Raw genomic sequence first — 23,696 nt, forward strand, 5'->3', positions numbered from 1 at the left:
GGCTGTGACCACACGCACCACGGGCACCACGGGGCGCGGCCCGCACCGACGACGCCGTCGGCTGATCGGGCACCCTGGCACCCTCTACCGGTGCACTCCTGGATCCGGGCCCTCCTCGCAGGCGTGCGACGGCGGCTGCAGGGGCGTGACCTCGCTCTGATCGCCGCGGGTCTCACCTTCTACGCGGGCATCGCCGTGGTGCCGCTGCTCGTCCTGGCGTTCTCGCTCACCGCCCACCTCACCTCGGCCGACCGCGTGCGCGAGCTCGGCGACCGGCTGGCCGGTCTGCTGCCGCCCGAGCTGGGCGCGCCGGACGCGGTCGCCCGGCTGGTCGAGGCCGGCGTCGGCATGAGCGTGCTCCAGAGCCTGCTCGCCCTGCTGCCCATGTCGCTGTACGGCGAGGGGCTGCGCCGGGCACTGCTGCGCTTCAGCCGCCGCGAGGAGGGCATGACCGGCTGGCGCGGCCGGCTGACCGCACTGCCGCTCCTGCTGCTCGCCCCGTTCCTGCTCTACCCCCTGCTGCTCGCCGTCGACTACATGGCCGAGCTCGCCGAGACCGGGGGCGTGGGCCCGACCGTCGGCCGGATCGCCGTCGGCTTCTACGCCTGCCTCGCCGCGCTCACCCTCCCGCTGGCGTGGGGCTTCCGGGTCGTCGGCGGCGGCCAGGTGCACTGGCCGGCGCTCGTCTGCGGCGCGCTGTTCACGGCGGCCTGTCTGTCGGGCTTCCTGCAGGGGTTCGTGCTCTTCCTGTCCCTCCCCCTGGACCTCGGCGCACCGTTCGGCGGCCTCACCGTGGTGGGCGGGGTCGTCGCGGTCGGCTTCTGGCTGTGGCTGCTGCACCTGGTGGTGCTCGGCGGCTGGCTGCTCACCGGCTCCCTGGACGACGTGCTCGAACGCCGCCGCGGGACCGTCGCGGGCTGACCGGGCTCAGCCCACGGGAGCGGCGGCCAGCTGGACCGGCAGGTCGCCGCGGTGCAGCACGACGAGAGTGCTGACCGCCCGGGTGAGGACGACGTACAGCCGGTGCAGCCCCCGCGGTTCGGCGGCCACGATCGCCGCCGCGTCGGCCACGACGACGGCGTCGAACTCCAGCCCCTTGGCCAGGGTCGCGGGCACGACGGCGAGGCGCGCCGGCGGCTCGCCGTCGTCGACGAGGGCCGCGGCGGGGAGGCCGGCGGCGGTCAGCAGGGCGACGACGTCGGCGACGGCGTCGTCGGCGCAGACCACGCCGATCGATTCCGGTTCGTCCGCCAGCTCGGCCACCACGGCGGCCAGCGGGCCGGCCAGGTCGGTCACCGACCGCACCCGGAGCGATCCGGGCTCGCCGCGCACCGCGGTCGCCGCGGGCAGGCCGGGGGCGATGACCGGCAGCAGCCGGTTGGCGTAGTCGAGCACCTCGGCCGGCACGCGGTAGCCCCGCGTCAGCGGGCGCACGACGGTGTCGGGCCGGCCCAGCCCGGTGAGGGTCTGCTGCCAGTCGGCCGCCGACCACGGGCTGGTCGCCTGCGCGAGGTCGCCGAGCACGGTGAGCGACCCGGCCGCCAGCCGGCGGGCGACCGCCCGGCACTGCATCGGGGAGAGGTCCTGCGCCTCGTCGACGACGACGTGCCCGAAGCCCGCCGTCCGCTCGAGCAGGCCGGCGGCCTCGTCGACCAGCACCGCGTCGGCCTCGGTCCAGGGCGCCGTGCGGATCGACCGGGGCGGCACCGGCCAGGACAGCAGCGCCTGCTCGTCGTCGTCCAGGATCCCGCGGGCCGCGCGGGCGAGGAGGGCGGCGTCGGTGAACAGCGCGGCCACGAGCCCGGCGGCGTCGCGCGCTGGCCAGACCTCGTCGCAGAACGCCCGGACCTCGGCGCTGCGGGCCGCCTTGCGCGTCTCGGCGTCGGTCGGGCTGCCGCCGGCCTCCTCCTTCTGCCGGCGGGCGTCCGCGGCGAGGAGCATCGCCAGCCGCTCGCGCCCGGCGGCGTAGTGCAGCAGCTGCTGGTCGTCGGCGCCACGGGCGCGGCGGCGCAGGTCGTCGACGAAGCGCTTGAGCCGCTCCACGGGCACGCGGTAGCGGCGGCCGGCCAGCGGCACCAGCACGTCGTCGGCCGGCTTGCGGATCTCGCCCCACAGCGCCCGGCGCAGTACCTCGGCCATCCGGACGTCGCCCTTGAGGACGGCCGCCGCCGGGCCGTCGACGACGCGCACCGGCACCCGGCCGGTGAGGTCGGCGACCGTGGACTGGGCGACGTCGACCTCGCCGAGGGTCGGCAGCACCTGCTCGATGTAGCGCAGGAAGGCGCGGTTCGGCCCGACGACGAGGACGCCGGTGCGGGCCAGCTGACCGCCGTGCGTGTAGAGCAGGTAGGCGGCGCGGTGCAGCCCGACCGCGGTCTTGCCGGTGCCGGGGGCGCCCTGCACGCAGATCGACTCGGCCAGCGGGGCGCGCACGATGTCGTCCTGGTCGGGCTGGATGGTCGCCACGATGTCGCGCATCGGGCCGCTGCGGGGTCGCTCGATCTCGGCGCGGAGGAACTCCCCCGGGCCGTCGTCGCCGGTCCCGAGCCGCTCGTCCTCGTAACCGGTGAGCTCGCCGTCGGAGAAACCGAACCGGCGGCGGCGCGCGACGCCCTGGGGAGCGACGGCCGTGGCCTGGTAGAACGGCCGGCTCATCGGTGCGCGCCAGTCGATGACCACCGGGTCGCCGGCGTCGTCGCGGACGTGCCGGCGGCCGATGTGGAAGGTCTCGGGAGCCGGCCCCGTGCTGTCGGTGCGGCCGAAGAACGGCGGGACGCCGGGGTCGGCGGCCAGCAGGCGCAGCCGCTCGGCGCGGGCCGCGCCGAGCCGCTCGGACGCCCAGGCGTCCACGCCGGCGTCGGTCACGGCGGTGGTGGCCACGCGCATCTGCGCGAGGCACTCCTCGGCGCGCGCCAGGTGTGCGCGCTCGGCGGCGAGGACGGGGTCGGAGGGGGGATCGGTCTCGGTGGGGGCGACGGGAGACACGGTCGGAGGACGTTACGCCGGCGGCGGGGGCCGGTCGAGTGTCTTTGTGCCGTTCCTGTGCGCGCCGAGTGGGGGCCGAAGGCTCCCGCGCAGGCGTGACGGACTCGCTCCACGCCGCCGGTCATGGCTCCTGGCCGCGGTGTCGTCCGGAGGACGACAGTGTCATGGAACGACAGCGACGCGAGAGCCGCATTCAGCGGTTCCCGCGTCGTCATCGAGGTCCTCGCTCAGCGAGGAAGAATGGTTCAGCTGTGCGCGCGGAGGATCCGTCCGAGCTTGGCGATGAAGCGGACGCCGTCACCCTGGTAGGCGCCGGCCGGGGCACGGTCCGCCTGGAAGTAGGACGGGTCGGCGTAGAGCATCGGCGCGAAGCTCATCGGGATGTTGCCGAGCGTGCTGGGCTTGTGAGCGGTGTGCGGTCCCATGACTCTCTCCTGACAGATGTCGGTGGTCGTGATTCGCATCGGCCACGCTTGGTCATTCCTTTAGTAGTTAACGACCAATTTCGGGATTGCATCCCGTGCATTCCTGAGACGCTGCTCACGCCGCTCCGGAAAAGTGTCCCAAGCCACGCTCTCGGCGTGTCCTGGACCACTTTCTGCACCGTTGCGACCATTCCGGGTCGGATTCGGTCGTCAGGAACGGTCGGCCGGCTCCACGATCGTGACCTCGACGGCCCGGAACTGGCCGGGGGTCTCCAGGAGCACGGCCTTGGTGGGCTCCCCCACGTCGAGGGCGGGTTCGCGCCGCAGAGCCGCCAGGCCGGTCAGCCGGCGGTCGGCCAGCACCTCGTCGACCAGGCCCTTGTCGCCGCCGGTGAACAGGGCGACCACGTCGGCCAGGTGCGGCAGCAGCACCCGCGCGGCGGTGTCCGCCGCCGAGCTCACGACCGCGTCGGTCTGGTGCCCCCGCCGCCGGGCGAACCGCTGCTGCGACCAGCCGCCGGCCGCGGTCCGCCCCTGGACCTGGCGGGCGTCGACCTTGGACACCCTCAGCCGGGCCCCGTCGAAGACGCCGACCGCCCATCGGCCACGTCGCACGAGCAGGACGGCGGCGGTCCGGTCGGCCCGCGCGGCCGCCGTGAAGCCGGCGAGCGCCGGCTGCCCCGGCGTCCACCCGAACGGCGCCCGCAGGACGACCGTCGTGGTGTCCGCGCAGGTGAGCCGCAGCGTGCCGTCGTCGTCAGGCACCGCGTCGGCGAACGCCCCGTGCCGCTCGGCGACGCCGTCCAGCCACTTCCCGAGCCGTTCGGGGGCGACGCCGAGCCGGCGCCCTCCACCCGGAGCCGGGCGCGGCCGGGTCACCGGGAGCGCAGGTCGAGCAGCCGGTCGAGGACGTCGCCGGTGCGCAGGCCGTCGTGCTCGTACTCGTTGGTCACCCAGGTGCGCACGTTGCCCACGGCGGCGGCGGTCTCCAGCGACAGGTCGGCATCGACGAACATGTCGTCGAAGTAGACGGCGGCGTCGACCGGCACCTCGTTGGCGGCCAGCCGGACCGGGTCGTAGAGGGGCGTGTGCGCCGGGTGCTCGGCGAGCGCGTGCGCGGCGGCGGCGAAGGGCCGCAGCGAGGCGATCTCGTCGAACATCCAGGGGTAGATCATCTCGCCGGTGAACGGCAGCGGGCGCCGGCCGCCGTCGAACTCCGGGCCGCGCTCGGCCTCCGCGGCCCAGCCGGTCGCGCCGGCCCCCGAGCCGTAGATGCTCTCGTGGAGGGCGGCGTAGAGCGGGTTGTCCCAGAAGGCGGTGCGGCGGGCGACCTGGTCCAGGAACGTGTCGGCCAGCCCGGTGGGGGCGTCGTCGTCCAGCGCCTCCTCGGCCAGCCAGTGCAGCTCCTCCGCGCCGGCCTGCGTGCCCAGGACCTGGCCGACGGTCTGCAGCCGGCGCACGGAGAGCACGTCCCCGTCGGGCAGCCGCACCGGCGCGGCGGCGATCCGGTCGGCCACGTCGGCGAACCGTGCGACGTCGGCCGGATAGCGCTCGTAGAAGCGGCGCACCTTGCCCGCCACGCGCGGATAGGTGCGGCGGTAGACCTCGCCGGCGTCCGCGCGCAGCCCGGGCAGGCCGCCGGTGATCAGGCAGCGGTCGAGCGCCTCGGGCGCCACGGAGAGGTAGGTGAGGGTGAGGAAGCCGCCGTAGCTCTGGCCGAGGGTGGTCCAGCGGCGCCCGCCGTAGAGGGTGGCGCGGACGTGCTCGGCGTCGGCGACGATGGAGTCGGCCCGGAACGCGAGCAGGTGCGCCGCGGCCGCCTGCGCGTCGGGGAAGCGCCGCATCGTCGCGCCGGTGACCCGGGAGCTGCGGCCGGTGCCGCGCTGGTCGAGCAGCACCACGCGGTGGTCCTGCAGCGCCCGCGGGAGCCAGCCGCCACGCGTCGGTCGCGGCGACTTCCCGCCCGGGCCGCCCTGCAGGAAGAGCAGCAGCGGCAGGTCGGCGTCCCGCTTGTCCGGGTGCACCAGCTCGCGGACGAAGACCTCGATCGTCGCGCCGTCGTCGTCCCGCCGGTGCAGGGGGACGGGCACCGACCGGTCGTGGACCAGCGCCCCCGGGATCTCGTACCGCTCGTCCATCAGCGGGCCAGCGCCGGCGCCGAGGCGTGCTCGGCCGGCACGTGCAGCGACCGCTGGCTCAGCGCGACCACCACGGCGGCGGCCGCCGCCGCGAGCGTCGCCACCGCCAGGGCGGCGTTCGCGCCCGGCCCGTCGGCGATCTTGCCCGACACCGAGGCGCCGACGGCCACGCCCAGCGCGAGCGCGGTGCCGATCCAGGTGAAGGCCTCGGTCACGGCGGCGCGGGGCACGAGCAGCTCGGCCAGGGTGAACGCGCTGATCAGCGACGGCGAGACGGCGATCCCCGCGAGCACGACGAACGGGACCATCAGCCAGACGTCCCGGACGAGCAGCAGCGGAGCGCTGAGCAGGGTCAGCAGCACGAGCACCCCCGCGAGGCGGTGCCGCAGCGGCAGCCGCCAGTGCACCGCGCCCCATCCGATGCCGCTGACCATCGAGCCGACGGCGAGCCCGGCGATGAGCACCCCCGACATCGGTTTCTCCCCCGCCTCGTCGGCGAAAGCGAGCAGCGAGACCTGCAGGGTGCCGAGGATCGTCCCGACCGCGGCGGCGACGACGAACAGGACCCGCAGCCCGTCGCAGCGCATGGCCGAGACGCTGCTGCGGTGCTCGTGCGCCGTCGGCCGTGGCTCGGTCCGGCGCTGCGCCGCGAACAGCAGGCTGCCGACGGTGGCGAGCACGAAGGCGGTGACCAGGCCGGAGGTGGCGTGCCCGGTGGTGGACAGGATCGTGACCAGCACCGGCCCGAGCACGAAGACCATCTCGTCGACGACGGACTCCATCGCCATCGCGGTCGGCAGCCGGTGACTGCCCCGCAGCAGGTGGGTCCAGCGGACGCGGATCATCGAGGAGACCGGCGGGAGGCAGGCGCCGGCGAGCCCGGCGGTGGCGAAGACGGCGAGCAGCGGCCAGTCCTGGCGGACGGCGACGAGGAACGCGGTCCCGGCGGTGACGAAGACCGCCAGCACGGGCAGCAGCACCCGTCGCTGGCCGTGGGCGTCCGACAGCCGGCCGATGACCGGTCCGGACACCGCCGTCGTCACGGCGCCCACCGCGGCCACGGCACCGCCGAGGCCGTAGGAACCGGTCTCGGACGCCACGAGCAGCACGCAGCCCAGCCCCACCATCGACAGGGGCAGCCGGCCGATGAACGCCGCCAGCACCATGGGCAGGGCGTGCGGCGTGCGCAGGACCTGCAGGTAGGGATTCGCCACGTGGGGAAGAGCCTCCGTCGAACGGGTTGCGGCTCTTCCACGCTAACCGACCCCGAGCGGCGACACCGGACGAGCGGGACGGCGCGCGGGGAGGTCGATCCGGCCGCCGACGCCGTTGTCGGCGGTCGGATCCCCGGCACGCTATCGCGCGGATCACAGCCCGTGGTGCAGGCCCGGGACGCGCCTCCCCCGTCAGGGGCGGCCGTAGGCCGGGCCGGTGGCGGCGAGGAAGGTGTCCCAGTCGCCCGGCCCGGGCGCCCCCTCCACCACGGACCCGAACTTCTCCAGGTACCAGTGCCAGCCCAGGGCGAAGTCGGTGACGTCGGCATCGGCGCCGAACACCTGGACGAAGCGCAGCACGGTGCGGTCGCCCTCGGTGTCGAGGTCGAGGTCGACCCGCCAGGCGTCGGTGTCCTGCTGCACCCACTCGACGACCAGCCGCCGCGGCGGGTCGCACTCGACGATCCGCATCGGCTCGCCGACCGGTTCGTCCTCGTGCGTCATCGTGAAGGTGCCGGTGCCGCCCACGGCGCGCTCGCCCTCGTAGGCGCCGATCCAGCGGGCCAGCCGCTCGGGTTCGGTGAGCGCCGCCCAGACGTCGTCGACGGGGTCCGGCCAGGAGCGGCGGAACTCCAGGCGCTGCCGCCCGTCGTCCAGCCGCGTCACGACGCCCCGCCGCGACTCCACGCCCTCGGTCATCCGCGCCCCCTCGTTGCTGCGGTGAGCCTCGCTGCCGCAGCCCACGGGGACCAGAGGTTTCCGCCCGCGGAACGCCGGGGCATGCGCGGTGCATGACCGTCACCGATCCCGACACCCCGGATCCGCTCAACGACCCCCGCACCCTGCAGGCCGACCCCGGCGCGATGGGCCAGGGCGAGGACCTCGCCTCCGCCGCCGACGACCCGGTCGCGGCCGGCGAGGACGAGCTGCCCCCTGCCGACGACGACACCGGCTACACCGTCCCGTAGTCGGCCGCGTGGGCATGTGACGGATCGGTCCGATACGGGTACTCCACGGCCCCACCGTCGAGCACCCGAGGAGGACCCCATGGCCACCGGTGAGACCGGCTTCGAGGACGTCTTCTACGACCTCGTCTCCGTCCAGTACCACTCGCTCAAGGCCGGGCACGACTACGGCCAGTACGTCCGGGACGCCGAGAACGCGGGCCTGGACGACATCGCGAGCTTCTTCCGCGAGGTGATGGAGCAGGACTCCGCGCGGGCGAAGCGCTGCCACGAGTTCCTGGGGCGCCTGCAGGGCACCGACCAGGGCGGTCCCGCCACCAAGTAGCACGCGCTCTCCGCTCGGCCCGCACCGCCGAGCGGAGCCGGCCCCCGGGTCAGCGGACGAGCAGACGCATCAGGGACTCGACGAACGCCGCGGCCTGCTCCCGCCGAGGGAGCACCTCCGGGGTGCTCCGCATCATCGTCGACCAGCCGAGGTAGGCGGTGTAGGCCAGGACCGCACGGTGCCTGGACTCCTCCGCATCGATGCCCGCGGCCACCAGCTGCTCGGCCACGTAGTCGATGCGACGCCGCGTCACCCTGGCGAGGACCTCGTCCACCGCCGGATGACCGGGGTGGGCGGCCAGGCCGACGCTGCGGTCGGGCACATCCGCATGCGTCAGGAAGATCGCCGTGAGCAGCTCCCGCAGGCGGGAGCCGCCGTCGGCCAGCGGCCCGAGCATGGCGATGACCGCGTCGGTCTCCGCGTTCTCCCACCGCTCGAGGGCAGCCCGGATGAGGTCCTCGCGGTCGCGGAAGTGCCAGTAGAAGCTGCCCTTGGTGGTCCCGAGCGACCTCGCCAGCGGCTCGATGGCCAGGCCGGTCACGCCACGCTCCCCGAGCACCTCCAGTGCCGCACGGGTCCAGGCATCCCGGTGCTGGCCCGTCGCGACTTCGGGGTGCTCCTGCGCCTGGACGACCGGCACCTGGACTTCCGCGTCAGCCTGCGTCTCCTGCATTCCGGCGGGGCGGCGGAGTTCCTGCAGCTCACGACGACCGTGACCGTCCACGGCGCTCTCGGTCGGGCGTACTTCGCGCTCGTCCGCCCCTTCCACCGCCGGATCGTCCCCGCGATGCTGCGGTCCGCGGTGACGAAGGAACCGGGCACCATGGGCACGTGATCCACACCCCCCTCACCCGCCGGTTCGACCTCTCCACGCCGGTCATCGGCGCCCCGATGGCCGGCGTCTCGGGCGGCGCGCTGGCCGCGGCCGTCTCGCGTGCCGGCGGGCTCGGGATGATCGGCGTGAGCGGGCGGCACAGCGCCGAATTCGTGACAGCGGAGAGCGCCGTGGCCGGGCAGGACCAGCTGCCGTTCGGCGTCGGGCTGATGATCTGGACCCTGGCCGACCGGCCGGAGTTGTTCGACGCGACGGTCGCGGCGAGGCCCAGCCTGGTGTCGATGTCGTTCGGCGACCCGGCGCCCTGGGTCGGCCCGCTGCACGACGCCGGGATCGCGGTCGCGGCGCAGGTGAACACCGTCGCGGACGCGCACCGGGCGCTCGAGGCGGGCGTCGACGTCCTGGTCGCCCAGGGCACGGAGGCGGGCGGGCACACCGGTCAGCGCGCGCTGCTGCCGCTGCTGACCGAGGTCCTGGCGCTCACCGACCGGCCCGTCGTCGCGGCGGGCGGGATCGCCACGGGCCGCGCGATGGCCGGGATGCTGGTCGCCGGCGCGGCCGGGGTGTGGATCGGGACGGCGCTCCTGTCGTGCACCGAGGGGCTCAACGGCGCGCCGGCCCGTGCGCGGATCCGCGAGGCGACCGGTGACGAGACGGTGCTGACCCGCGCCTTCGACGTTGCGGAGGGCATCGCCTGGCCCGAGCGCTGGCCCGGCCGGGCGCTGACCAACGACTTCTCCCGCGCGTGGCACGGCCGGGAGGGCGAACTCGTGGGCGACGACGCCGCGCGCGGGCTCGTCGTCGAGGGCCGGCGCTCGGGGAACCCTGCGCACGCCCCGCTCTACGCCGGTGAGGCGGTCGGGATGGTCACGGCCGAACGGTCGGCGACCGACGTCGTCCGCGAGCTGGCCACCGACGCCGAACAGGCGCTGCGCTCGGGCTCAGCCCTGCTGGGTTAGACCGCGCAGGTCCCGTCCTCGCAGCCCTCGGCGGCCGGGACCGTGATCAGCGGGTTCGCATCCGCCCAGGCGCGCTCGAGCATCTGCAGCAGCTGGTCGGCGGGCTGGGCTCCGGCGGCGCCGAACTTCCGGTCGACGACGAAGAACGGGACGCCTCTCGCGCCCAGCTCCACGGCCGTCGCGCTGTCCTCGCTGACCGCCCAGCGGAAGCGCCGGTCGGTCAACGCCTCGCGGATCTCGGTCTCGTCCAGGCCCACCTCGACGCCGAACGGCACCAGCGACTCGACGTCGAAGACCGACCGGCCCTCCTCGAAGTAGGCGTGCAGCAGGCGCTCCTTGAGCTCGTTGCGCTTGCCGTGCTCGGCAGCCAGGTGCAGCAGCTCGTGGGCCAGCAGGGTGTTGCCGCTGACGCCGTCGGCCAGGTGGTACTCCAGCCCCTCGGCGGCGGCTGTCTCCTCGAGGCCGCGCATGTTCTCGCGCATCTGCTCGACGCTGGTGCCGTACTTGGCGGCCAGCGCGGGCAGCGTCGGGTGCGTCTCGCCCTCGGGGGCGGTCGGGTCGAGCTGGAACGAGCGCCAGACGACCTCGACCTGGTCGCGGTGCGGGAACCGCTCCAGGGCGGTCTCCAGCCGGCGCTTGCCGACGTAGCACCACGGACAGACGACGTCGGACCAGACCTCTACGCGCATGCCCGGCCCAACGTCGTCGCCGTGTGGGGGATTCCGGGTCAGCGCACGCCGACGAGGTCGACGACGAAGACCAGCGTCGCGCCGGGCTTGATGACGCCGCCGGCACCGCGCTCGCCGTAGGCCTTGTGCGCGGGGATGGTGAGCCGTCGGCGGCCCCCGACCTTCATGCCGGCCATGCCCTCGTCCCAGCCCTGGATGACCATGCCGACGCCGAGGCGGAACTCCAGCGGGTCGCCGCGGTCCCAGGAGGCGTCGAACTGCTCGCCGCCGTCGTGGGTGACACCGACGTAGTGGGCGCTGATGAGGTCGCCGGCCTTGGCCTCGGGACCGTCGCCGACGACGAGGTCCTCGATCACCAGGTCGTCGGGGGCGGGTCCGGTCGGCGGCTCGACCTCGGGACGGGTCAGTTCAGCCACGGTGCTCCCTCCTGCGCCAGGGCTCTCCCGGCGCCGCGACCCATCCAAGCAGCGCGCGGAGCAGGTCGCCCGGGCGGTCACTGCACCGCGGAGGGGTCCATCCACATGGTCTCCCAGACGTGACCGTCCGGGTCGGTGAAGCTGGTGCCGTACATGAAGCCGTGGTCCTGAGCCGGCTGCCACGGCTTGCCACCCGAGGCCAGCGCGCGAGCCAGCATGTCGTCGGCCTCCTCCCGCGAGTCGACGGACAGGGCGTTGAGCACCGTCGTCGCCTGAGCCGGGTCCCCCACGGCACCGCCGGGCACGAAGTCGGCGAAGCGGTCGCGGGTCAGGAGCATGACGACGATCTGCTCGCTGATGACGACCGACGCCGCGTTCTCGTCGCTGAACTGCTCGTTGAAGCCGAACCCGAGGCCGCCGTAGAACGCCTTGGCCCGGGCCAGGTCGGCGACGGGGAGGTTGACGAAGATCATGCGCACGGGAGTTCTCCTCGATCGGTCCGGGAGCACCCTTCGCGTGCCCCGCTCGGCTGTTCCGACCGGCGGGCACGGCAGAACTCATCGACCGGTGTCGGGAACCGCCGCTAGCGTCGCGCCATGATCGACCACCTGGGTCTGCAGTGCACCGATCCCGCGGCCGCCGCCGCGTTCTACGAGCGGGTCCTCGCCCCCTGCGGCGTCCGCGAGGCCATGCGCATCGACACCCCGCACGGTCCGGTGATCGGCCTGGCGGGGCCGGCCGGGGAGCCACAGCTCTGGACGTCGCCGCTGGAAGGGCCCGGCAACCGGCCGGTCCACCTCGCGCTGGCCGCGCCGTCGCGGGACGCCGTCGACGCGGTGTTCGCCGCCGTGCAGGAGGCCGGCGCGGAGGTCCTGCACGAGCCCCGGGAGTGGCCCGAGTACCACCCCGGCTACTACGGCGTCTTCTTCCGCGACCTCGACGGCAACAACGTCGAGGCCGTGCACCACGGGTTCCCGGCGCCCTGATGCGGGCAGACGGAGGCATGGATCCCGCAACCGCGCCGTCTCCGACGGGCGCCGAGTCCGCGCCGTGGTGGACCCGCGCCGTCGTCTACCAGGTCTACCCGCGCTCGTTCATGGACTCCGACGGCGACGGGATCGGCGACCTCGGCGGCATCCTGCAGCGGCTGGATCACCTCACCGACCTCGGCGTCGACGTCCTGTGGCTCTCGCCGGTCTACCCCTCGCCGCAGGCGGACAACGGCTACGACATCAGCGACTACACCGACATCGACCCGCTGTTCGGGTCGCTCGCCCAGCTCGACGAGCTGATCGCCGCGCTGCACGCGCGTGGGATGAAGCTGGTCATGGACCTGGTGGTCAACCACACCAGCGACGCGCACCCGTGGTTCCTGGAGAGCAAGTCGTCGAAGGACTCGCCGAAGCGGGACTGGTACTGGTGGCGGCCGCCGCGCGACGGGATGGCGGCCGGTGACCCGGGGGCGGAGCCGACGAACTGGCAGTCGTTCTTCTCCGGGCCGACGTGGACGCTCGACGAGGCCAGCGGCGAGTACTACCTGCACCTGTTCGACCGCCGGCAGCCCGACCTGAACTGGGAGAACCCGCAGGTCAGGCATGCGGTCTACGAGATGATGCGGTGGTGGCTCGACCGCGGGGTCGACGGCTTCCGCATGGACGTCATCAACATGATCAGCAAGGCTGTCGGCCCCGCCGGGGAGCTGCACGACGGCCCGCCGATCCCCGGCTCGGCACTGGGCAGCGGCTACGCCTCCTTCATCTGCGGGCCGCGGATCCACGAGTTCCTGCAGGAGATGCACCGCGAGGTCTTCGCCGGACGCTCGGAGGCGCTGCTGACCGTCGGCGAGATGCCCGGCGTGACCGTGGAGCAGGCGCGGCAGTTCACCGACCCGGCCCGCGCCGAGGTGGACATGGTGTTCCAGTTCGAGCACGTCGGCCTGGACCACGGGACGTCGAAGTGGGAGGTCCACCCGCTGCGGATGCGCGACCTCAAGGCCTCGTTCGGGCGCTGGCAGACGGGGCTGGCCGACGTGGGCTGGAACTCGCTCTACTGGGACAACCACGACCAGCCGCGGGCGGTCTCCCGGTTCGGGGACGACTCCCCGCAGTACCGCCGCGACTCGGCGACCTGCCTGGCCACGCTGCTGCACCTGCACCGCGGGACGCCGTACGTCTACCAGGGCCAGGAGCTCGGGATGGCGAACTACCCGTTCACCTCCCTCGAGGAGTTCGCCGACGTCGAGTCGCTCAACCACCACGTGCACGCGGTCTCGGCCGGGCACGATCCGGCCGAGGTGCTGGCCGCGCTGCGCACGAGCAGCCGGGACAACGCCCGCACGCCGGTCCAGTGGGACGCCTCCCCGAATGCCGGCTTCACCACCGGCCGGCCGTGGCTGGCGGTCAACCCCGACCACGTCGAGTGGAACGCGGCGGCGCAGCGGGAGGACCAGACGTCGGTGTTCGCCCACTACCGCCGGCTGATCGCACTGCGGCACGACGACCCGGTGGTGGCGCTCGGCGACTTCCACCTGCTGGTGCCGGAGCACGACGAGGTCTACGCCTTCACCCGCTCGCTGGCAGGCAGCGCGCTGCTCGTCGTCTGCAACGTCTCCCGGACGCCGCACGACCTGGCCGCGCTGCTGCCCGAGTCCGTCGGCGCGGAGCTGGTGCTGGGCAACCTGCCCGAGGACGACACCGCGCAACTGCGCCCGTGGGAGGCCCGCGTCCTGCGCCTGCCCACGTGATCACTGCGCGCTCAGCGTGGTCACGCCGCGGCGAGAGCCACGCTGAGCGCGCACTCGGCGCCGTAGCTCAGCCCAGCGGCGAGCGCGGCAGCAGGCGGTCGCTGATGATCCGCTTCTGGATCTCGCTGGTGCCCTCGAAGATCGTGGTCAGGCGGGCGTCGCGCCAGTGCCGCTCGACCTGCCGCTCGGTGGTGTAGCCGTTGCCGCCGTGCAACTGCATGGCCTGGTTGGTCACCCGCACCGACATCTCGGTCGCCTCGAGCTTCACCATCGAGGCCTCCTTGGCCACGGGCAGGCCGAGATCGATCAGGTGCGCGACCTGCCGGTAGAAGGCCCGGGCCTGCTCGATCTGGGCGGCCATCTCGGCGACGGCGAAGCGCAGCGCCTGGAAGTCACCGATCGGGTGGCCGAACTGCTCGCGCTCCTGCAGGTAGAGGATCGAGTCCTCCAGCGCGGCGCGGGCCAGGCCGACGGCGCGGGCCGCGGTGTGCACGCGGGCGGTGTTGAGGAACTTCTGCGCCTCGGCGAACCCGGCCTGCTTCGCCGCCTCGCCCTCCTCGCCGCTGTCCTCCCGGGCGGCCTTCGCCTCGTCGATGATGTTCTCGACCGGGATCCGTACGCCGTCGAAGGTGAGGTCCCAGGTCAGGAAGCCGTGGTAGCCGATCTTGTCGATCGGGTGCCCGGTGAGCCCCTCGGGGAACTCGCCCCGCTCCTTCTCCAGCAGCAGGTTGATCAGCCCCGCCGAGCGGGATTCCCCCTCCTCCGGCTCGCGCTCGCGCACCAGCACCTGGATGAAGTCGGCCGCCTCGGCGTTGCCGCACCAGCGCTTGCGGCCGGTCACCACCCACTCGTCGCCCTCGCGGACGGCGCGGGTCGAGACGCCGGCGAGGTCGGAGCCCGCGTCCGGCTCGGACAGCGCGATCGCGCCGATCCACTCGCCCCGGGCGCTGCTCCGCTGCAGCTCGTCGCGTCGGTCGGCGTCGGGCACCGCCGTCCCGAGGCCCTGGGAGCGGGCCAGGATGCTGGCCGTCGACATCCAGGCGCGGGCCAGCTCCTCGCTGACCATGCAGTACTCGAAGACGCCGAGCCCGAGGCCGCCCTGCTCGGCGGGCACGGTGATGCCGAAGTAGCCGAGCTCCGCCAGCCGGGCCAGCAGCGACGCCGGGATCAGGCCCTTCTGGGGGTCGAGCTCGTTCGCGACCGGCAGCACCTCGTCCATCGCGAACCGGCGCGCCTGCAGCTGGAGCTCCTCGCGCTCGGGCGTGTGCCACGGGGGCAGCAGCACCGGCGGCGGGGGCAGCAGGGTCTCGGTCTCTTCGGTGCTGGCGCTCGACGTCATCGTCGGTGTGCCCTCCTCGACGGCGGGATGATCACGTTCACCTTGGGGGCTGGACCTGCCCGCCGCACGCCGCGGTCATCCGCGCAGGTGACCAGCCTCACCGCCCGCCCTCCGGACTTTCGGTGCAGAAAGTCCGGTCAGGGGGTGGCGCGCCGCCGGGCGAGCTCGACGTAGTGCTGGACGGCGGCCGGGTCGTCGACGGTGCCCACGTTCACGGCCTTCGCCGGGTCGACGCCCTGGAACAGCCGCTTCAGCGGAACCTCCAGGCGCTTGCCGGTGCGCGTGTGCGGCACCGCCGGGACGGCGAGGATCTCGTCGGGCACGTGCCGCGGCGACGCCTGCTCCCGGATCACCTCGCGCAGGCGGCGGACCAGTTCGTCACCCAGCTCCACGCCGGGCGTGAGCTGCACGAACAGCGGCATCCAGTAGCCGCCGTCGGCCTGCTCCACCCCGAGGACGACGCAGTCCAGCACCTCCGGCACCGACTCGACGGCGGCGTAGATGTCGGCCGTCCCCATCCGCACGCCGCCGCGGTTGAGGGTGGAGTCCGAGCGGCCGGTGATGATGCAGGTGCCGCGCTCGGTGATCTCCATCCAGTCGCCGTGCCGCCACACCCCGGGCCACGGCTCGAAGTAGGCCGCCCGGTAGCGGGCGTCGCCGGGGTCGTTCCAGAACCGCAGCGGCATCGACGGCATGGGCTCGGTGATCACCAGCTCGCCGAGCTCGCCGGTCACCGGCTCCCCGTCGGGCGACCACGCGGCCGCGGCGACGCCGAGCATCGGGCGCTGCAGCTCCCCCGCCGTCACCGGCAGCAGCGGCGAGCTGCCGATGAAGCCGGTCGCGACGTCGGTGCCGCCCGACAGCGAGCCGAGCAGCACGTCGTCCTTCACGGCGTCATAGACCCAGTGGAAGGCGGCGGCGGGCAGCGGTGAGCCGGTCGAGCCGACCCCGCGCAGCGCGGAGAGGTCGTGGTCCCGCCCCGGCCGGAGCCCGGCCTTCTCGCACGCGGAGAGGTAGCCGGCGCTGGTGCCCAGGTAGGTCATCCCGGTGCGCGCGGCGAGGGCGAACTGCGCGTCCGGCGTCGGGTGGGCCGGCGCGCCGTCGTGCACCACGAGCGTGCAGCCCGACAGCAGCGTCGACGTGGCGATGTTCCACATGATCCAGGCGGTCGAGGCGTACCAGAAGAAGCGGTCGCCGACGCCGACGTCCATGTGCAGCTCGGCGGACTTGCGCTGCTCCAGCACCACCCCGCCGTGGCCGTGCACGATGCCCTTGGGCAGGCCGGTGGTCCCCGACGAGTAGACGATCCACAAGGGGGCGTCGAAGGCCGTCGGCTCGAACCGGGGCTCCTGCGCATCGGCGACGGCGTCCGCCCAGGCCAGCGCGCCGTCCGGCAGTTCCGCCGGGAAGAGCCGGGGCACCGAGATCGTCGTCCGGACCGTCGGGAGCGCCTCCCGCAGCGAGGAGACGACGTCGCGCCGGTCGAACTCCCGCCCGTTGAAGCGGTAGCCGTCGACGGCGACCAGCACGGTGGGCTCGATCTGGGCGAACCGGTCCAGGACGGCGCGGGTGCCGAAGTCCGGCGCGCACGCCGACCACACCGCCCCGACCGTGGCCGCGCCGAGGAACGCGACGACCGCCTCGGGCACGTTCGGCAGGTACCCGGCCACCCGGTCGCCGGGGCCGACGCCGAGCCGCCGCAGCGTGGCCGCGAACGCGCCGACCTGCCCGCGCAGCTCCGCCCACGAGATCTCGACCGGCTCGGCGTCCTCGGCGGTGGCGATGATCGCCGGGTGGTCGGCCGTCACCTGCCGGAAGACCTGCTCGGCGTAGTTGACGCCTCCGCCGGGGAACCAGACCGCGCCCGGCATCTCCCGCCGGGGCAGCACGTCGGCGTCCGGGACGTCGAGAACCCCCGTCCAGCGGGCCAGGTCGCCCCAGAACTGGTCCAGGTGCTCGACCGACCAGCGCCACAGCGGGTCGTAGTCGGCCGGCTCGCCGAAGGAGCGCCCCCGGCGCTGCGCCACCCAGCCGGCGAACGCCGCGATCCGGGTGCCGCGGATGGTCTCGGGAGTCGGCTGCCACAGGACGTCGCTCACGCCCGAACCCTGCCATCCTGACCCCCGCGTGCCCACCGGAGACAGGAGCCACCGTGCCCGACGACGAACGGAACGTCCTCGGCGGCCCGTTGCAGCCCTGCGGCACCGAGCCGCTCACCGGCTTCTTCCGCGACGGCTGCTGCAGCACCGGCCCCGAGGACCTCGGCTCGCACACCGTCTGCGCCGTCGTCTCCGCCGAGTTCCTGGAGATGCAGCGGGAGCTGGGCAACGACCTCTCCACCCCGCGACCCGAGTACGGCTTCCCCGGCCTGCGCCCCGGTGACCGCTGGTGCGTCGTCGCCGTCCGCTGGCTGCAGGCCTACGAGGCCGGCGCCGCCGCGGGCGTCGTCCTGGCCGCCACGAACGAGCGCGCGCTGGAGATCGTGCCGATCGAGGCGCTGCGCCAGCACGCCGTCGACGTCCCGGACGACCTCAGCGCGCTGGAATGAACAGGGCCGCGACGGTGCTGCGGCGGTCATGAGCGACCTCCTCGACGTGCCGGTGACCACCCTCCAGGGCCAGACGACGACGCTGCGGGAGCTGACCGGCGGCGGGCCGGCGCTCGTGGTGAACGTGGCCAGCAAGTGCGGCCTGACCCCGCAGTACACCGCGCTGGAGGCGCTGCACGAGGAGTTCTCCCCCCGCGGCTTCACCGTCGTCGGCGTGCCGTGCAACCAGTTCATGGGCCAGGAGCCGGGCACGGCCGAGGAGATCGCCGAGTTCTGCTCGGCCACCTACGGCGTCACCTTCCCGATGACGGAGAAGGTGGAGGTCAACGGCGAGAACGCGCACCCGCTGTTCCAGCAGCTCACCGCGGTGCCCGACGCCGACGGGAAGGCCGGCGACGTGTCGTGGAACTTCGAGAAGTGGGTCGTCTCGGGCCAGGGCGACGTCGTCGCCCGCTTCCGCCCGATGACCACCCCCGACGCCCCGGAGGTCCGGGCGGCCATCGTCACGGCCCTGGGCTGACCGGCGACCGCGCGGCGAGGGCGGTCGGCAGCCCCTAGGTTCGGGGCATGGCCGACCTCCGCTTCTGGTTCGATCCGGTCTGCCCGTTCGCCTGGATGACCAGCAAGTGGGTCCGCCAGGTGAGCGCCCAGCGGCGGTACGACGTCGAGTGGCGGTTCATCTCGCTGCGGCTGCTCAACGCGCACGTCGACTACGCCACCCACTTCCCGCCGGAGTACGAGGCCGGGCACACCTCCGGTCTGCGCCTGCTGCGCGTCGCGGCTCCGCGCCCGCGCGGAGCACGGCCCCGAGGCGGTCGACCGGCTGTACGCCGCGCTGGGCGCGCACGTGTTCGAGGTGCCCGCCGGCCGGGGTGACGCGGCGCGACGGGGCACCCGCGAGTTCCTCGACCCGGTGCTGGCCGAGGTCGGGCTCCCGGCAGGACTGGCGGCGGCCCTGGACGACGGCTCCTGGGACGAGCAGATCCAGGGCGAGACGGACGAGGCGCTCGCCCTGACCGGCAAGGACGTCGGGACGCCGATCCTGCACTTCCGCCCGCCCGAGGGCGTGGCGTTCTTCGGCCCCGTGATCAGCCGGCTGCCCGCCGACGAGGACGCCGTCGCGCTGTGGGACCACGTCGTGGCGCTCGCGTCGTTCCCGGGCTTCGCCGAGCTCAAGCGCAGCCTGCGCGAGCGGCCGCAGCTGCCCTCGTTCGGCGTGCGGACGGACGAGGCGGGACGGCAGGAGGACTGGCACGGCGGCAGCCGCCGGCAGAAGCGGTAGCGCTCCGCTCTCCCGGCACGGGCTTCCCCGACCGGCGCAGCTAAGGTAAGCCTCAGCTACACCGTCGCCGTCGCCAGGAGCTGCTCGTGACCACCACGGCCGACGCTCCCGTGCGGAGCGGCGCGCGCTCCCGCGGGAGCGGAGTCCGATCCCGTCGGCTGCTGTTCCTGCTGGCGCTGGTCGGGCTCGTGGCCGCCGCGGCGCTGGCCAGCATCGCCGTCGGCACCCGGTCGCTGGCGCCCGGCGAGGTCTGGCGCGCGCTGTTCGACGACGATCCGACCAGCGAGGCCGCGGTCATCGTCCAGCAGCTGCGGGTGCCGCGGACGGTGCTGGGCCTGATGGTCGGCGCCGCGCTGGGCATGTCCGGCGCCCTGATGCAGGGCCACACCCGCAACCCGCTCGGCGATCCCGGGCTGCTCGGCGTCACCGCCGGCGCCTCGCTGGCCGTCGTCCTCGCGATCGCCTACCTGGGCGTCACCTCGGCGTCGGCCTACGTCTGGTTCGCCTTCGCCGGCGCCCTGGCCGGCACCGTCCTCGTCTACGCGATCGGCTCGGCCGGCCGCGTCGGGGCGACGCCGATCACCCTGGCGCTGGCCGGCGCCGCGCTGTCGGCCCTGCTGTACGCACTGGTCCGCGCGGTCGTCGTCAGCGACACCCAGACCCTGGACTCCTTCCGGTTCTGGCAGGTCGGCGCCCTGGCCGGCCGCGGCTCGGAGATCGCCTGGCAGGTGGGGCCGTTCATCGCCCTCGGCGCCGTGCTGGCGCTGGCCAACGCGCCGGCGCTGAACCTCCTGGGCCTGGGCGAGGACGTCGCCCGCGGGCTGGGGCAGCGCATCTGGGCGGCCCGCGCCGTCGGCCTGGCCGCCATCACCCTGCTGTGCGGCGCGGCGACGGCGGCCTGCGGGCCGATCGCCTTCGTCGGGCTGGTCGTGCCGCACGTGGTGCGCGCGCTCACCGGACCCGACCACCGCTGGCTGGTCCCCTGCTCGGCACTGCTGGGCGCGGCGCTGCTGCTGGTCGCCGACGTCCTCGGTCGGGTGCTCGCCCGTCCCGGCGAGCTCCAGGTGGGCATCGTGCTCGCGCTGGTCGGCGCGCCGTTCTTCATCGCACTCGTGCGCCGCCGCCGGACGATGGCGTTGTGAGCGAGCTTGCGAGCTCAACTATGAGCACAGCACGCGCCACGCTGGAGCGCCCGGTCAGCGGCCAGGGCGGCCGCACGACGATCCGCATCGGGCCCGCGTCGGCGGTGCTGCGCTGGCGCCAGGTCGTCGTCCCGCTGGCCGCGCTGGCCGTCCTGGTCCTGGTCTCGGCGCTGAGCATCGGCCGGGGCGACTACCCGATCGGCGTCCCCGACGTGCTGCGCACGCTCGCGGGGCTGGGCGAGGGGCCGCAGAACTTCATCGTGCTCCAGCTGCGGGCGCCCCGTGTGGTCGTCGGGCTGCTCGTCGGGCTCGCCCTCGGCGTGGCCGGCGCGCTGTTCCAGACCTTCGCGCGCAATCCCCTGGCCTCCCCCGACACCCTCGGCATCACCGTGGGCGCCTCGGTGGGTGCGGTCGCGGCGCTCGTGCTCACCGGCGGCAGCTCGGTCGGCGCGCTGCTCGGCGGGTTCGGCGTCCAGCTCGCTGCGCTGTCCGGCGCCCTGGTCACCGGGCTGCTGCTGTTCCTGCTGGCCTGGCGCGACGGGGTCGACGGCTACCGGCTGGTGCTCGTCGGCATCGCCCTGTGGGCGGTGGGCGGCGCCCTGGTCGACTGGCTGCTCACCAACGCCCAGATCTACGACGCCGCCGCGGCCTACGTCTGGATCACCGGCTCGCTCAACGCCCGCACCTGGGACCAGGCGTTCCCGCTGGCCATCGCCCTGGCGGTCCTCCTTCCCCTGGCTCTGGCCACCGGCCGGGCGCTGGGCGTGCTGCAGTTCGGCGACGACACCGCCCGCGGGCTGGGGCTCAGGCTGCCGACGGCCCAGGCCGCGGTGGTACTGCTCGCCGTCGCCCTGACGGCGGTGGCGGTCAGCGCCGCCGGGCCGATCACCTTCGTGGCGCTCGTCGTCCCCCAGGTGGCGGTGCGCCTGGCCGGTGGCTCCCGGCCACCGCTGCTGGCCTCGGGCCTGCTCGGCGCCGTCCTCGTGGTGAGCGCGGACCTCGTCACCCGCACCGCGCTCCCCGAGGCGCTGCCGGTCGGCATCCTCACCGCCGTGATCGGCGCGCCCTACCTGCTCTGGCTCCTGGTCCGCGGAAGGCGGCGATCCACCCTATGACGGCCCACACCGTGACCGACGTGCCGCAGGAGGCCTCGAGCACCCCCGGGAACGGCCGGGTGCGGCTGGCCGCCGAGCGCGTCCGGCTGGCCTACGACGACACCGTGGTCGTCCACGACCTGGACCTCGAGCTCACCGAGGGCTCCTTCACCGCGATCGTCGGACCGAACGGCTGCGGCAAGTCCACCCTGCTGCGCGCGCTGGGCCGCCTGCTCCGCCCGACCGGCGGCCAGGTGCTGCTCGACGGCCGCGCGATCTCCCGCACCCCGACCCGCGAGGTGGCCACGGTGCTCGGCCTGCTCCCCCAGTCGCCGATCGCGCCGGAGGGACTGACCGTGGCCGACCTGGTTGCGCGTGGCCGGCACCCGCACCAGAGCTGGGTCCGGCAGTGGTCCCGCGACGACGAGGCCGTGGTCGCCGAGGCGCTGGAGTGGACGGACATGTCCGAGCTCGCCGGCCGTCCGGTCGACGAGCTGTCGGGCGGGCAGCGCCAGCGGGCCTGGATCTCGATGGCGCTCGCCCAGGGCACCGACCTGCTGCTGCTCGACGAGCCCACGACCTACCTCGACCTCGCCCACCAGATCGACGTGCTGGAGCTGGTCGGGCGGCTGCACGCCGAACGGCGGCGGACCGTCGCCGTCGTGCTGCACGACCTGAACCTCGCCGCCCGCTACGCGCAGCGGCTGGTCGCGATGAAGGACGGCGTCCTCGTCGCCTCCGGGACGCCGGCGGAGGTGCTCACCGAGCAGCTGCTCGCCGACGTGTTCGACCTCGAGGCGCGGATCGTGCCCGACCCGGTCACCGGGACGCCGATGGTGGTGCCGGTCCGCCGGCTGCGCTGACGCCGGCGCCTCAGGCGGCGGCGAGCACCTCGTCCAGGTGCTCCAGCGGATCGCCGCCCACCCCGGCGCGGACGTCGTCCAGCCACACCCGGAATCCGGCCACTCCTCGCCCGACCAGCAGCCGGGTCCGCCAGTCGGCAACGCCCCCGCGGCGGCCGACCAGCCGCTCGGTGAGCTCCCGCTCCCGGTCGGCCAGCCGGGTGGTCGGTGAGCCCGCGCGCTCCCGCGCCACCTCGGCCAGGACCTGCAGGTGGCCGACCAGCCGGTCCCCCTCGGCGACGACGTAGGCCCCCAGCCGGCGCAGCGCCCAGCGCAGCACCTCGGCGTCGTCCAGACCCTCCGGGGCGGCGGCGAGGTCGGCCGCGACGCGGTCGGCCATGACGCGACTGGGCTCGGCGAGGACGTCGTCCTTGGTCGGGAAGTAGCGGAAGAACGTGCGCGGCGCGATGTCCGCGGCCGTGCAGATGTCGGCGACGGTGACGCCGTCGAAGCCCCGCTGGGCGAACAACCGCGTCGCGGCGTCGACCGTCTGGGCGCGGCTGGCCGCCCGCTTGCGCTCGCGCAGCCCCTCCATGCGTGACTTCCTCCCGGGTCCTCCGGTTCGACGCGTGGACGAGCTTCCAGGTTCCGGCGCGGACCCCCGTGGCTCACGTACTAAGGGCAGGCTAACCTTCCCAGCGCATGGGGATGATCATCCATCCCCTGACCCGAGGGAGAACACGCGTGCACCGCACATCCCGCCGCCTGCTCGGTGGCCTGCTGACGCTCACCGCCGTCGGCCTCAGCGCCTGCTCCAGCGACGACGGTGGCGAGAACGCCGCCGCCTCCGGGAAGGGCTGGTCTTTCACCGACGACCTGGGCACCACCGTCGAGCTCGACGAGGCGCCCGACCGCGTCGCCGGCATCAACGACGTCATGTCCTCGCTCTGGAACTACGGCGTCGAGCCGGTGGCCACCTTCGGCCAGACCTCCACCGCCGACGACGTCGCCTTCGAGGGCCGGGACCTCTCCGACGTCGAGATCCTCGGCGAGAGCTACGGCGACATCGACCTCGAGCAGCTGGCCGCAGCCAGGCCCGACGTCATCGTCACCACGGTCTACCCGACCGACTCCGAGGGCACCCTGGACGAGAGCCAGCCCCTCTACGGCTTCGAGTCGATCGAGCAGCAGGAGCAGATCGCGACGATCGCCCCGATCATCGCCATCGCCTGGCGCGGCTCGGCCGCCGACGTCATCGAGCGCACCGCCGAGCTGGCCGAGGCCCTGGGCGCGGATCTGGACAGCGACGAGGTCACCGCGGCGCGCGAGGACTTCGAGGCCGCCGGCGAGGCGCTCACCGCGGCCGCGGCGAGCGGGCTCACCGTGCTGCCCGTCGCCGCCTACGCCGACGAGGGCTTCTACATGGCCAAGGCCCCCGACGAGCCCTCGCTGCGGATGTACAGCGAGCTCGGCGTCCGGTTCGTCGACCCGGGCGGCGAGGACTACTACTGGCAGACCGCCGGCTGGGAGGACGTGCCGCAGTACCCGAGCGACCTGATCCTCTACTCCCTGCGCGGCGCGCTGCCGCCGGAGGAGATGGCCGAGCAGCCGACCTACGCCCTGCTGCCCGCAGCACGGGCCGACCAGGTGCACCCGTGGAAGTACATCGGGATGGACTACGCCGCCCAGGCCGCCTACATGTCCGAACTGGCCGGCTGGCTGACCGCGGCGCGCGACGTCACGCCCTGACCTCCG

The 23,696-nt window shown here is 74.1% G+C and carries 27 protein-coding genes and 1 pseudogene; 15 read left to right on the forward strand and 13 right to left on the reverse strand.

All coding sequences use genetic code 11. The features are described from left to right. Positions 1 to 90 precede the first annotated feature (90 nt). Complete coding sequence (locus CRP29_RS18760) at positions 91 to 921, forward strand: YhjD/YihY/BrkB family envelope integrity protein (RefSeq protein ID WP_097196589.1); 831 nt, start codon at positions 91 to 93, stop codon at positions 919 to 921. A 6-nt stretch (positions 922 to 927) separates the two neighbouring features. Here CRP29_RS18760 and CRP29_RS18765 read toward each other — a convergent pair whose 3' ends face one another. From CRP29_RS18765 to CRP29_RS18790, 6 genes are all read right to left on the reverse strand, one after another. Continuing rightward, positions 928 to 2,985 carry a HelD family protein gene (locus CRP29_RS18765; protein ID WP_097196590.1) on the reverse strand — a complete coding sequence of 686 codons (2,058 nt, stop codon included), beginning with the start codon at positions 2,983 to 2,985 and terminating at the stop codon, positions 928 to 930. 245 nt (positions 2,986 to 3,230) lie between these two features. Then, the gene (locus CRP29_RS18770) at positions 3,231 to 3,410 is read right to left on the reverse strand and encodes a hypothetical protein (protein ID WP_097196591.1); all 180 of its coding nucleotides are present in this window, start codon (positions 3,408 to 3,410) and stop codon (positions 3,231 to 3,233) included. 210 nt (positions 3,411 to 3,620) lie between these two features. Then, positions 3,621 to 4,289, reverse strand: a complete 669-nt coding sequence (locus CRP29_RS18775; RefSeq protein WP_097196592.1) for an acVLRF1 family peptidyl-tRNA hydrolase — start codon at positions 4,287 to 4,289, stop codon at positions 3,621 to 3,623. Further along, positions 4,286 to 5,548 carry an alpha/beta fold hydrolase gene (locus CRP29_RS18780; protein ID WP_097196593.1) on the reverse strand — a complete coding sequence of 421 codons (1,263 nt, stop codon included), beginning with the start codon at positions 5,546 to 5,548 and terminating at the stop codon, positions 4,286 to 4,288. The genes CRP29_RS18775 and CRP29_RS18780 overlap by 4 nt, the downstream gene beginning before the upstream one ends. Next, the gene (locus CRP29_RS18785) at positions 5,548 to 6,762 is read right to left on the reverse strand and encodes an MFS transporter (protein ID WP_097196594.1); all 1,215 of its coding nucleotides are present in this window, start codon (positions 6,760 to 6,762) and stop codon (positions 5,548 to 5,550) included. The genes CRP29_RS18780 and CRP29_RS18785 overlap by 1 nt, the downstream gene beginning before the upstream one ends. 192 nt (positions 6,763 to 6,954) lie before the next feature. Beyond that, on the reverse strand, positions 6,955 to 7,461 hold the full coding sequence (locus tag CRP29_RS18790) for an SRPBCC family protein (protein ID WP_097196595.1): 507 nt from the start codon (positions 7,459 to 7,461) through the stop codon (positions 6,955 to 6,957). A 92-nt stretch (positions 7,462 to 7,553) separates the two neighbouring features. Here CRP29_RS18790 and CRP29_RS22910 point away from each other — a divergent pair, with 92 nt between their 5' ends. Continuing rightward, positions 7,554 to 7,730, forward strand: coding sequence for a hypothetical protein (locus CRP29_RS22910; protein ID WP_176523047.1), 177 nt, complete (start codon positions 7,554 to 7,556; stop codon positions 7,728 to 7,730). A gap of 79 nt (positions 7,731 to 7,809) precedes the next feature. Beyond that, the gene (locus CRP29_RS18795) at positions 7,810 to 8,052 is read left to right on the forward strand and encodes an acyl carrier protein (RefSeq protein WP_097196596.1); all 243 of its coding nucleotides are present in this window, start codon (positions 7,810 to 7,812) and stop codon (positions 8,050 to 8,052) included. 49 nt (positions 8,053 to 8,101) lie between these two features. Here the strand turns inward: CRP29_RS18795 and CRP29_RS18800 are convergent, their stop codons facing one another. Next, on the reverse strand, positions 8,102 to 8,725 hold the full coding sequence (locus tag CRP29_RS18800; protein ID WP_097196597.1) for a TetR/AcrR family transcriptional regulator: 624 nt from the start codon (positions 8,723 to 8,725) through the stop codon (positions 8,102 to 8,104). Here CRP29_RS18800 and CRP29_RS22915 point away from each other — a divergent pair. Both CRP29_RS22915 and CRP29_RS18810 read left to right on the forward strand, forming a co-directional pair. Continuing rightward, positions 8,642 to 8,887, forward strand: coding sequence for a DUF2867 domain-containing protein (locus CRP29_RS22915; protein ID WP_176523049.1), 246 nt, complete (start codon positions 8,642 to 8,644; stop codon positions 8,885 to 8,887). The genes CRP29_RS18800 and CRP29_RS22915 overlap by 84 nt on opposite strands. Beyond that, a complete protein-coding gene (locus CRP29_RS18810; protein WP_097196598.1) occupies positions 8,884 to 9,846 on the forward strand; it encodes an NAD(P)H-dependent flavin oxidoreductase in 963 nt (320 codons plus the stop codon). The genes CRP29_RS22915 and CRP29_RS18810 overlap by 4 nt, the downstream gene beginning before the upstream one ends. Here the strand turns inward: CRP29_RS18810 and CRP29_RS18815 are convergent. From CRP29_RS18815 to CRP29_RS18825, 3 genes are all read right to left on the reverse strand, one after another. Then, a complete protein-coding gene (locus CRP29_RS18815) occupies positions 9,843 to 10,535 on the reverse strand; it encodes a DsbA family oxidoreductase (protein ID WP_097196599.1) in 693 nt (230 codons plus the stop codon). The two genes, CRP29_RS18810 and CRP29_RS18815, sit on opposite strands and share 4 nt — an antisense overlap. 38 nt (positions 10,536 to 10,573) lie before the next feature. Then, the gene (locus CRP29_RS18820) at positions 10,574 to 10,951 is read right to left on the reverse strand and encodes an FKBP-type peptidyl-prolyl cis-trans isomerase (RefSeq protein WP_097196600.1); all 378 of its coding nucleotides are present in this window, start codon (positions 10,949 to 10,951) and stop codon (positions 10,574 to 10,576) included. A 77-nt stretch (positions 10,952 to 11,028) separates the two neighbouring features. Beyond that, positions 11,029 to 11,424 (reverse strand): VOC family protein, encoded by a 396-nt coding sequence (locus tag CRP29_RS18825; RefSeq protein WP_245853114.1) that lies wholly within the window; start codon positions 11,422 to 11,424, stop codon positions 11,029 to 11,031. A gap of 123 nt (positions 11,425 to 11,547) precedes the next feature. Here CRP29_RS18825 and CRP29_RS18830 point away from each other — a divergent pair, with 123 nt between their 5' ends. Both CRP29_RS18830 and CRP29_RS18835 read left to right on the forward strand, forming a co-directional pair. Next, positions 11,548 to 11,937, forward strand: coding sequence for a VOC family protein (locus CRP29_RS18830; RefSeq protein WP_097196602.1), 390 nt, complete (start codon positions 11,548 to 11,550; stop codon positions 11,935 to 11,937). A 17-nt stretch (positions 11,938 to 11,954) separates the two neighbouring features. Then, positions 11,955 to 13,694 carry an alpha-glucosidase gene (locus tag CRP29_RS18835; protein WP_097196603.1) on the forward strand — a complete coding sequence of 580 codons (1,740 nt, stop codon included), beginning with the start codon at positions 11,955 to 11,957 and terminating at the stop codon, positions 13,692 to 13,694. Between the two features lie 67 nt (positions 13,695 to 13,761). On the opposite strand, the gene CRP29_RS18840 is transcribed toward CRP29_RS18835, so the two are convergent. Further along, a complete protein-coding gene (locus CRP29_RS18840) occupies positions 13,762 to 15,033 on the reverse strand; it encodes an acyl-CoA dehydrogenase family protein (RefSeq protein ID WP_097196604.1) in 1,272 nt (423 codons plus the stop codon). Between the two features lie 137 nt (positions 15,034 to 15,170). After that, the gene (locus tag CRP29_RS18845) at positions 15,171 to 17,132 is read right to left on the reverse strand and encodes an acetoacetate--CoA ligase (RefSeq protein WP_245853045.1); all 1,962 of its coding nucleotides are present in this window, start codon (positions 17,130 to 17,132) and stop codon (positions 15,171 to 15,173) included. Between the two features lie 53 nt (positions 17,133 to 17,185). On the opposite strand from CRP29_RS18845, the gene CRP29_RS18850 reads away from it, so the two are divergent. From CRP29_RS18850 to CRP29_RS18875, 7 genes and pseudogenes are all read left to right on the forward strand, one after another. Beyond that, on the forward strand, positions 17,186 to 17,581 hold the full coding sequence (locus tag CRP29_RS18850; protein WP_097196606.1) for a DUF2237 family protein: 396 nt from the start codon (positions 17,186 to 17,188) through the stop codon (positions 17,579 to 17,581). A 28-nt stretch (positions 17,582 to 17,609) separates the two neighbouring features. After that, on the forward strand, positions 17,610 to 18,101 hold the full coding sequence (locus CRP29_RS18855; RefSeq protein WP_097196607.1) for a glutathione peroxidase: 492 nt from the start codon (positions 17,610 to 17,612) through the stop codon (positions 18,099 to 18,101). A gap of 95 nt (positions 18,102 to 18,196) precedes the next feature. After that, positions 18,197 to 18,457: a hypothetical protein gene (locus CRP29_RS23385; protein WP_425427110.1), complete on the forward strand. Its 261-nt coding sequence runs from the start codon at positions 18,197 to 18,199 to the stop codon at positions 18,455 to 18,457. Beyond that, a pseudogene (locus tag CRP29_RS23390) lies at positions 18,396 to 18,863 on the forward strand (mycothiol-dependent nitroreductase Rv2466c family protein); the annotation flags it as partial. The gene CRP29_RS23385 and the pseudogene CRP29_RS23390, both read left to right, overlap by 62 nt. Positions 18,864 to 18,949: 86 nt before the next feature. Continuing rightward, positions 18,950 to 20,005, forward strand: coding sequence for a FecCD family ABC transporter permease (locus CRP29_RS18865; RefSeq protein ID WP_097196608.1), 1,056 nt, complete (start codon positions 18,950 to 18,952; stop codon positions 20,003 to 20,005). A gap of 20 nt (positions 20,006 to 20,025) precedes the next feature. Continuing rightward, positions 20,026 to 21,120: a FecCD family ABC transporter permease gene (locus CRP29_RS18870; RefSeq protein WP_097196609.1), complete on the forward strand. Its 1,095-nt coding sequence runs from the start codon at positions 20,026 to 20,028 to the stop codon at positions 21,118 to 21,120. Further along, on the forward strand, positions 21,117 to 21,962 hold the full coding sequence (locus CRP29_RS18875) for an ABC transporter ATP-binding protein (RefSeq protein ID WP_097196610.1): 846 nt from the start codon (positions 21,117 to 21,119) through the stop codon (positions 21,960 to 21,962). The genes CRP29_RS18870 and CRP29_RS18875 overlap by 4 nt, the downstream gene beginning before the upstream one ends. 10 nt (positions 21,963 to 21,972) lie before the next feature. Here CRP29_RS18875 and CRP29_RS18880 read toward each other — a convergent pair whose 3' ends face one another. Beyond that, a complete protein-coding gene (locus tag CRP29_RS18880; protein ID WP_097196611.1) occupies positions 21,973 to 22,536 on the reverse strand; it encodes a TetR family transcriptional regulator in 564 nt (187 codons plus the stop codon). A 149-nt stretch (positions 22,537 to 22,685) separates the two neighbouring features. Between CRP29_RS18880 and CRP29_RS18885 the strand changes: the two genes are divergently transcribed. Next, entirely contained in the window at positions 22,686 to 23,690 is a 1,005-nt protein-coding gene (locus CRP29_RS18885) for an ABC transporter substrate-binding protein (protein ID WP_217991671.1), read from the forward strand. The last annotated feature ends 6 nt before the right edge of the window (positions 23,691 to 23,696 follow it).

Origin of the sequence: Blastococcus aggregatus (assembly GCF_900221005.1) — a bacterium.
Classification (GTDB): domain Bacteria; phylum Actinomycetota; class Actinomycetes; order Mycobacteriales; family Geodermatophilaceae; genus Blastococcus; species Blastococcus aggregatus.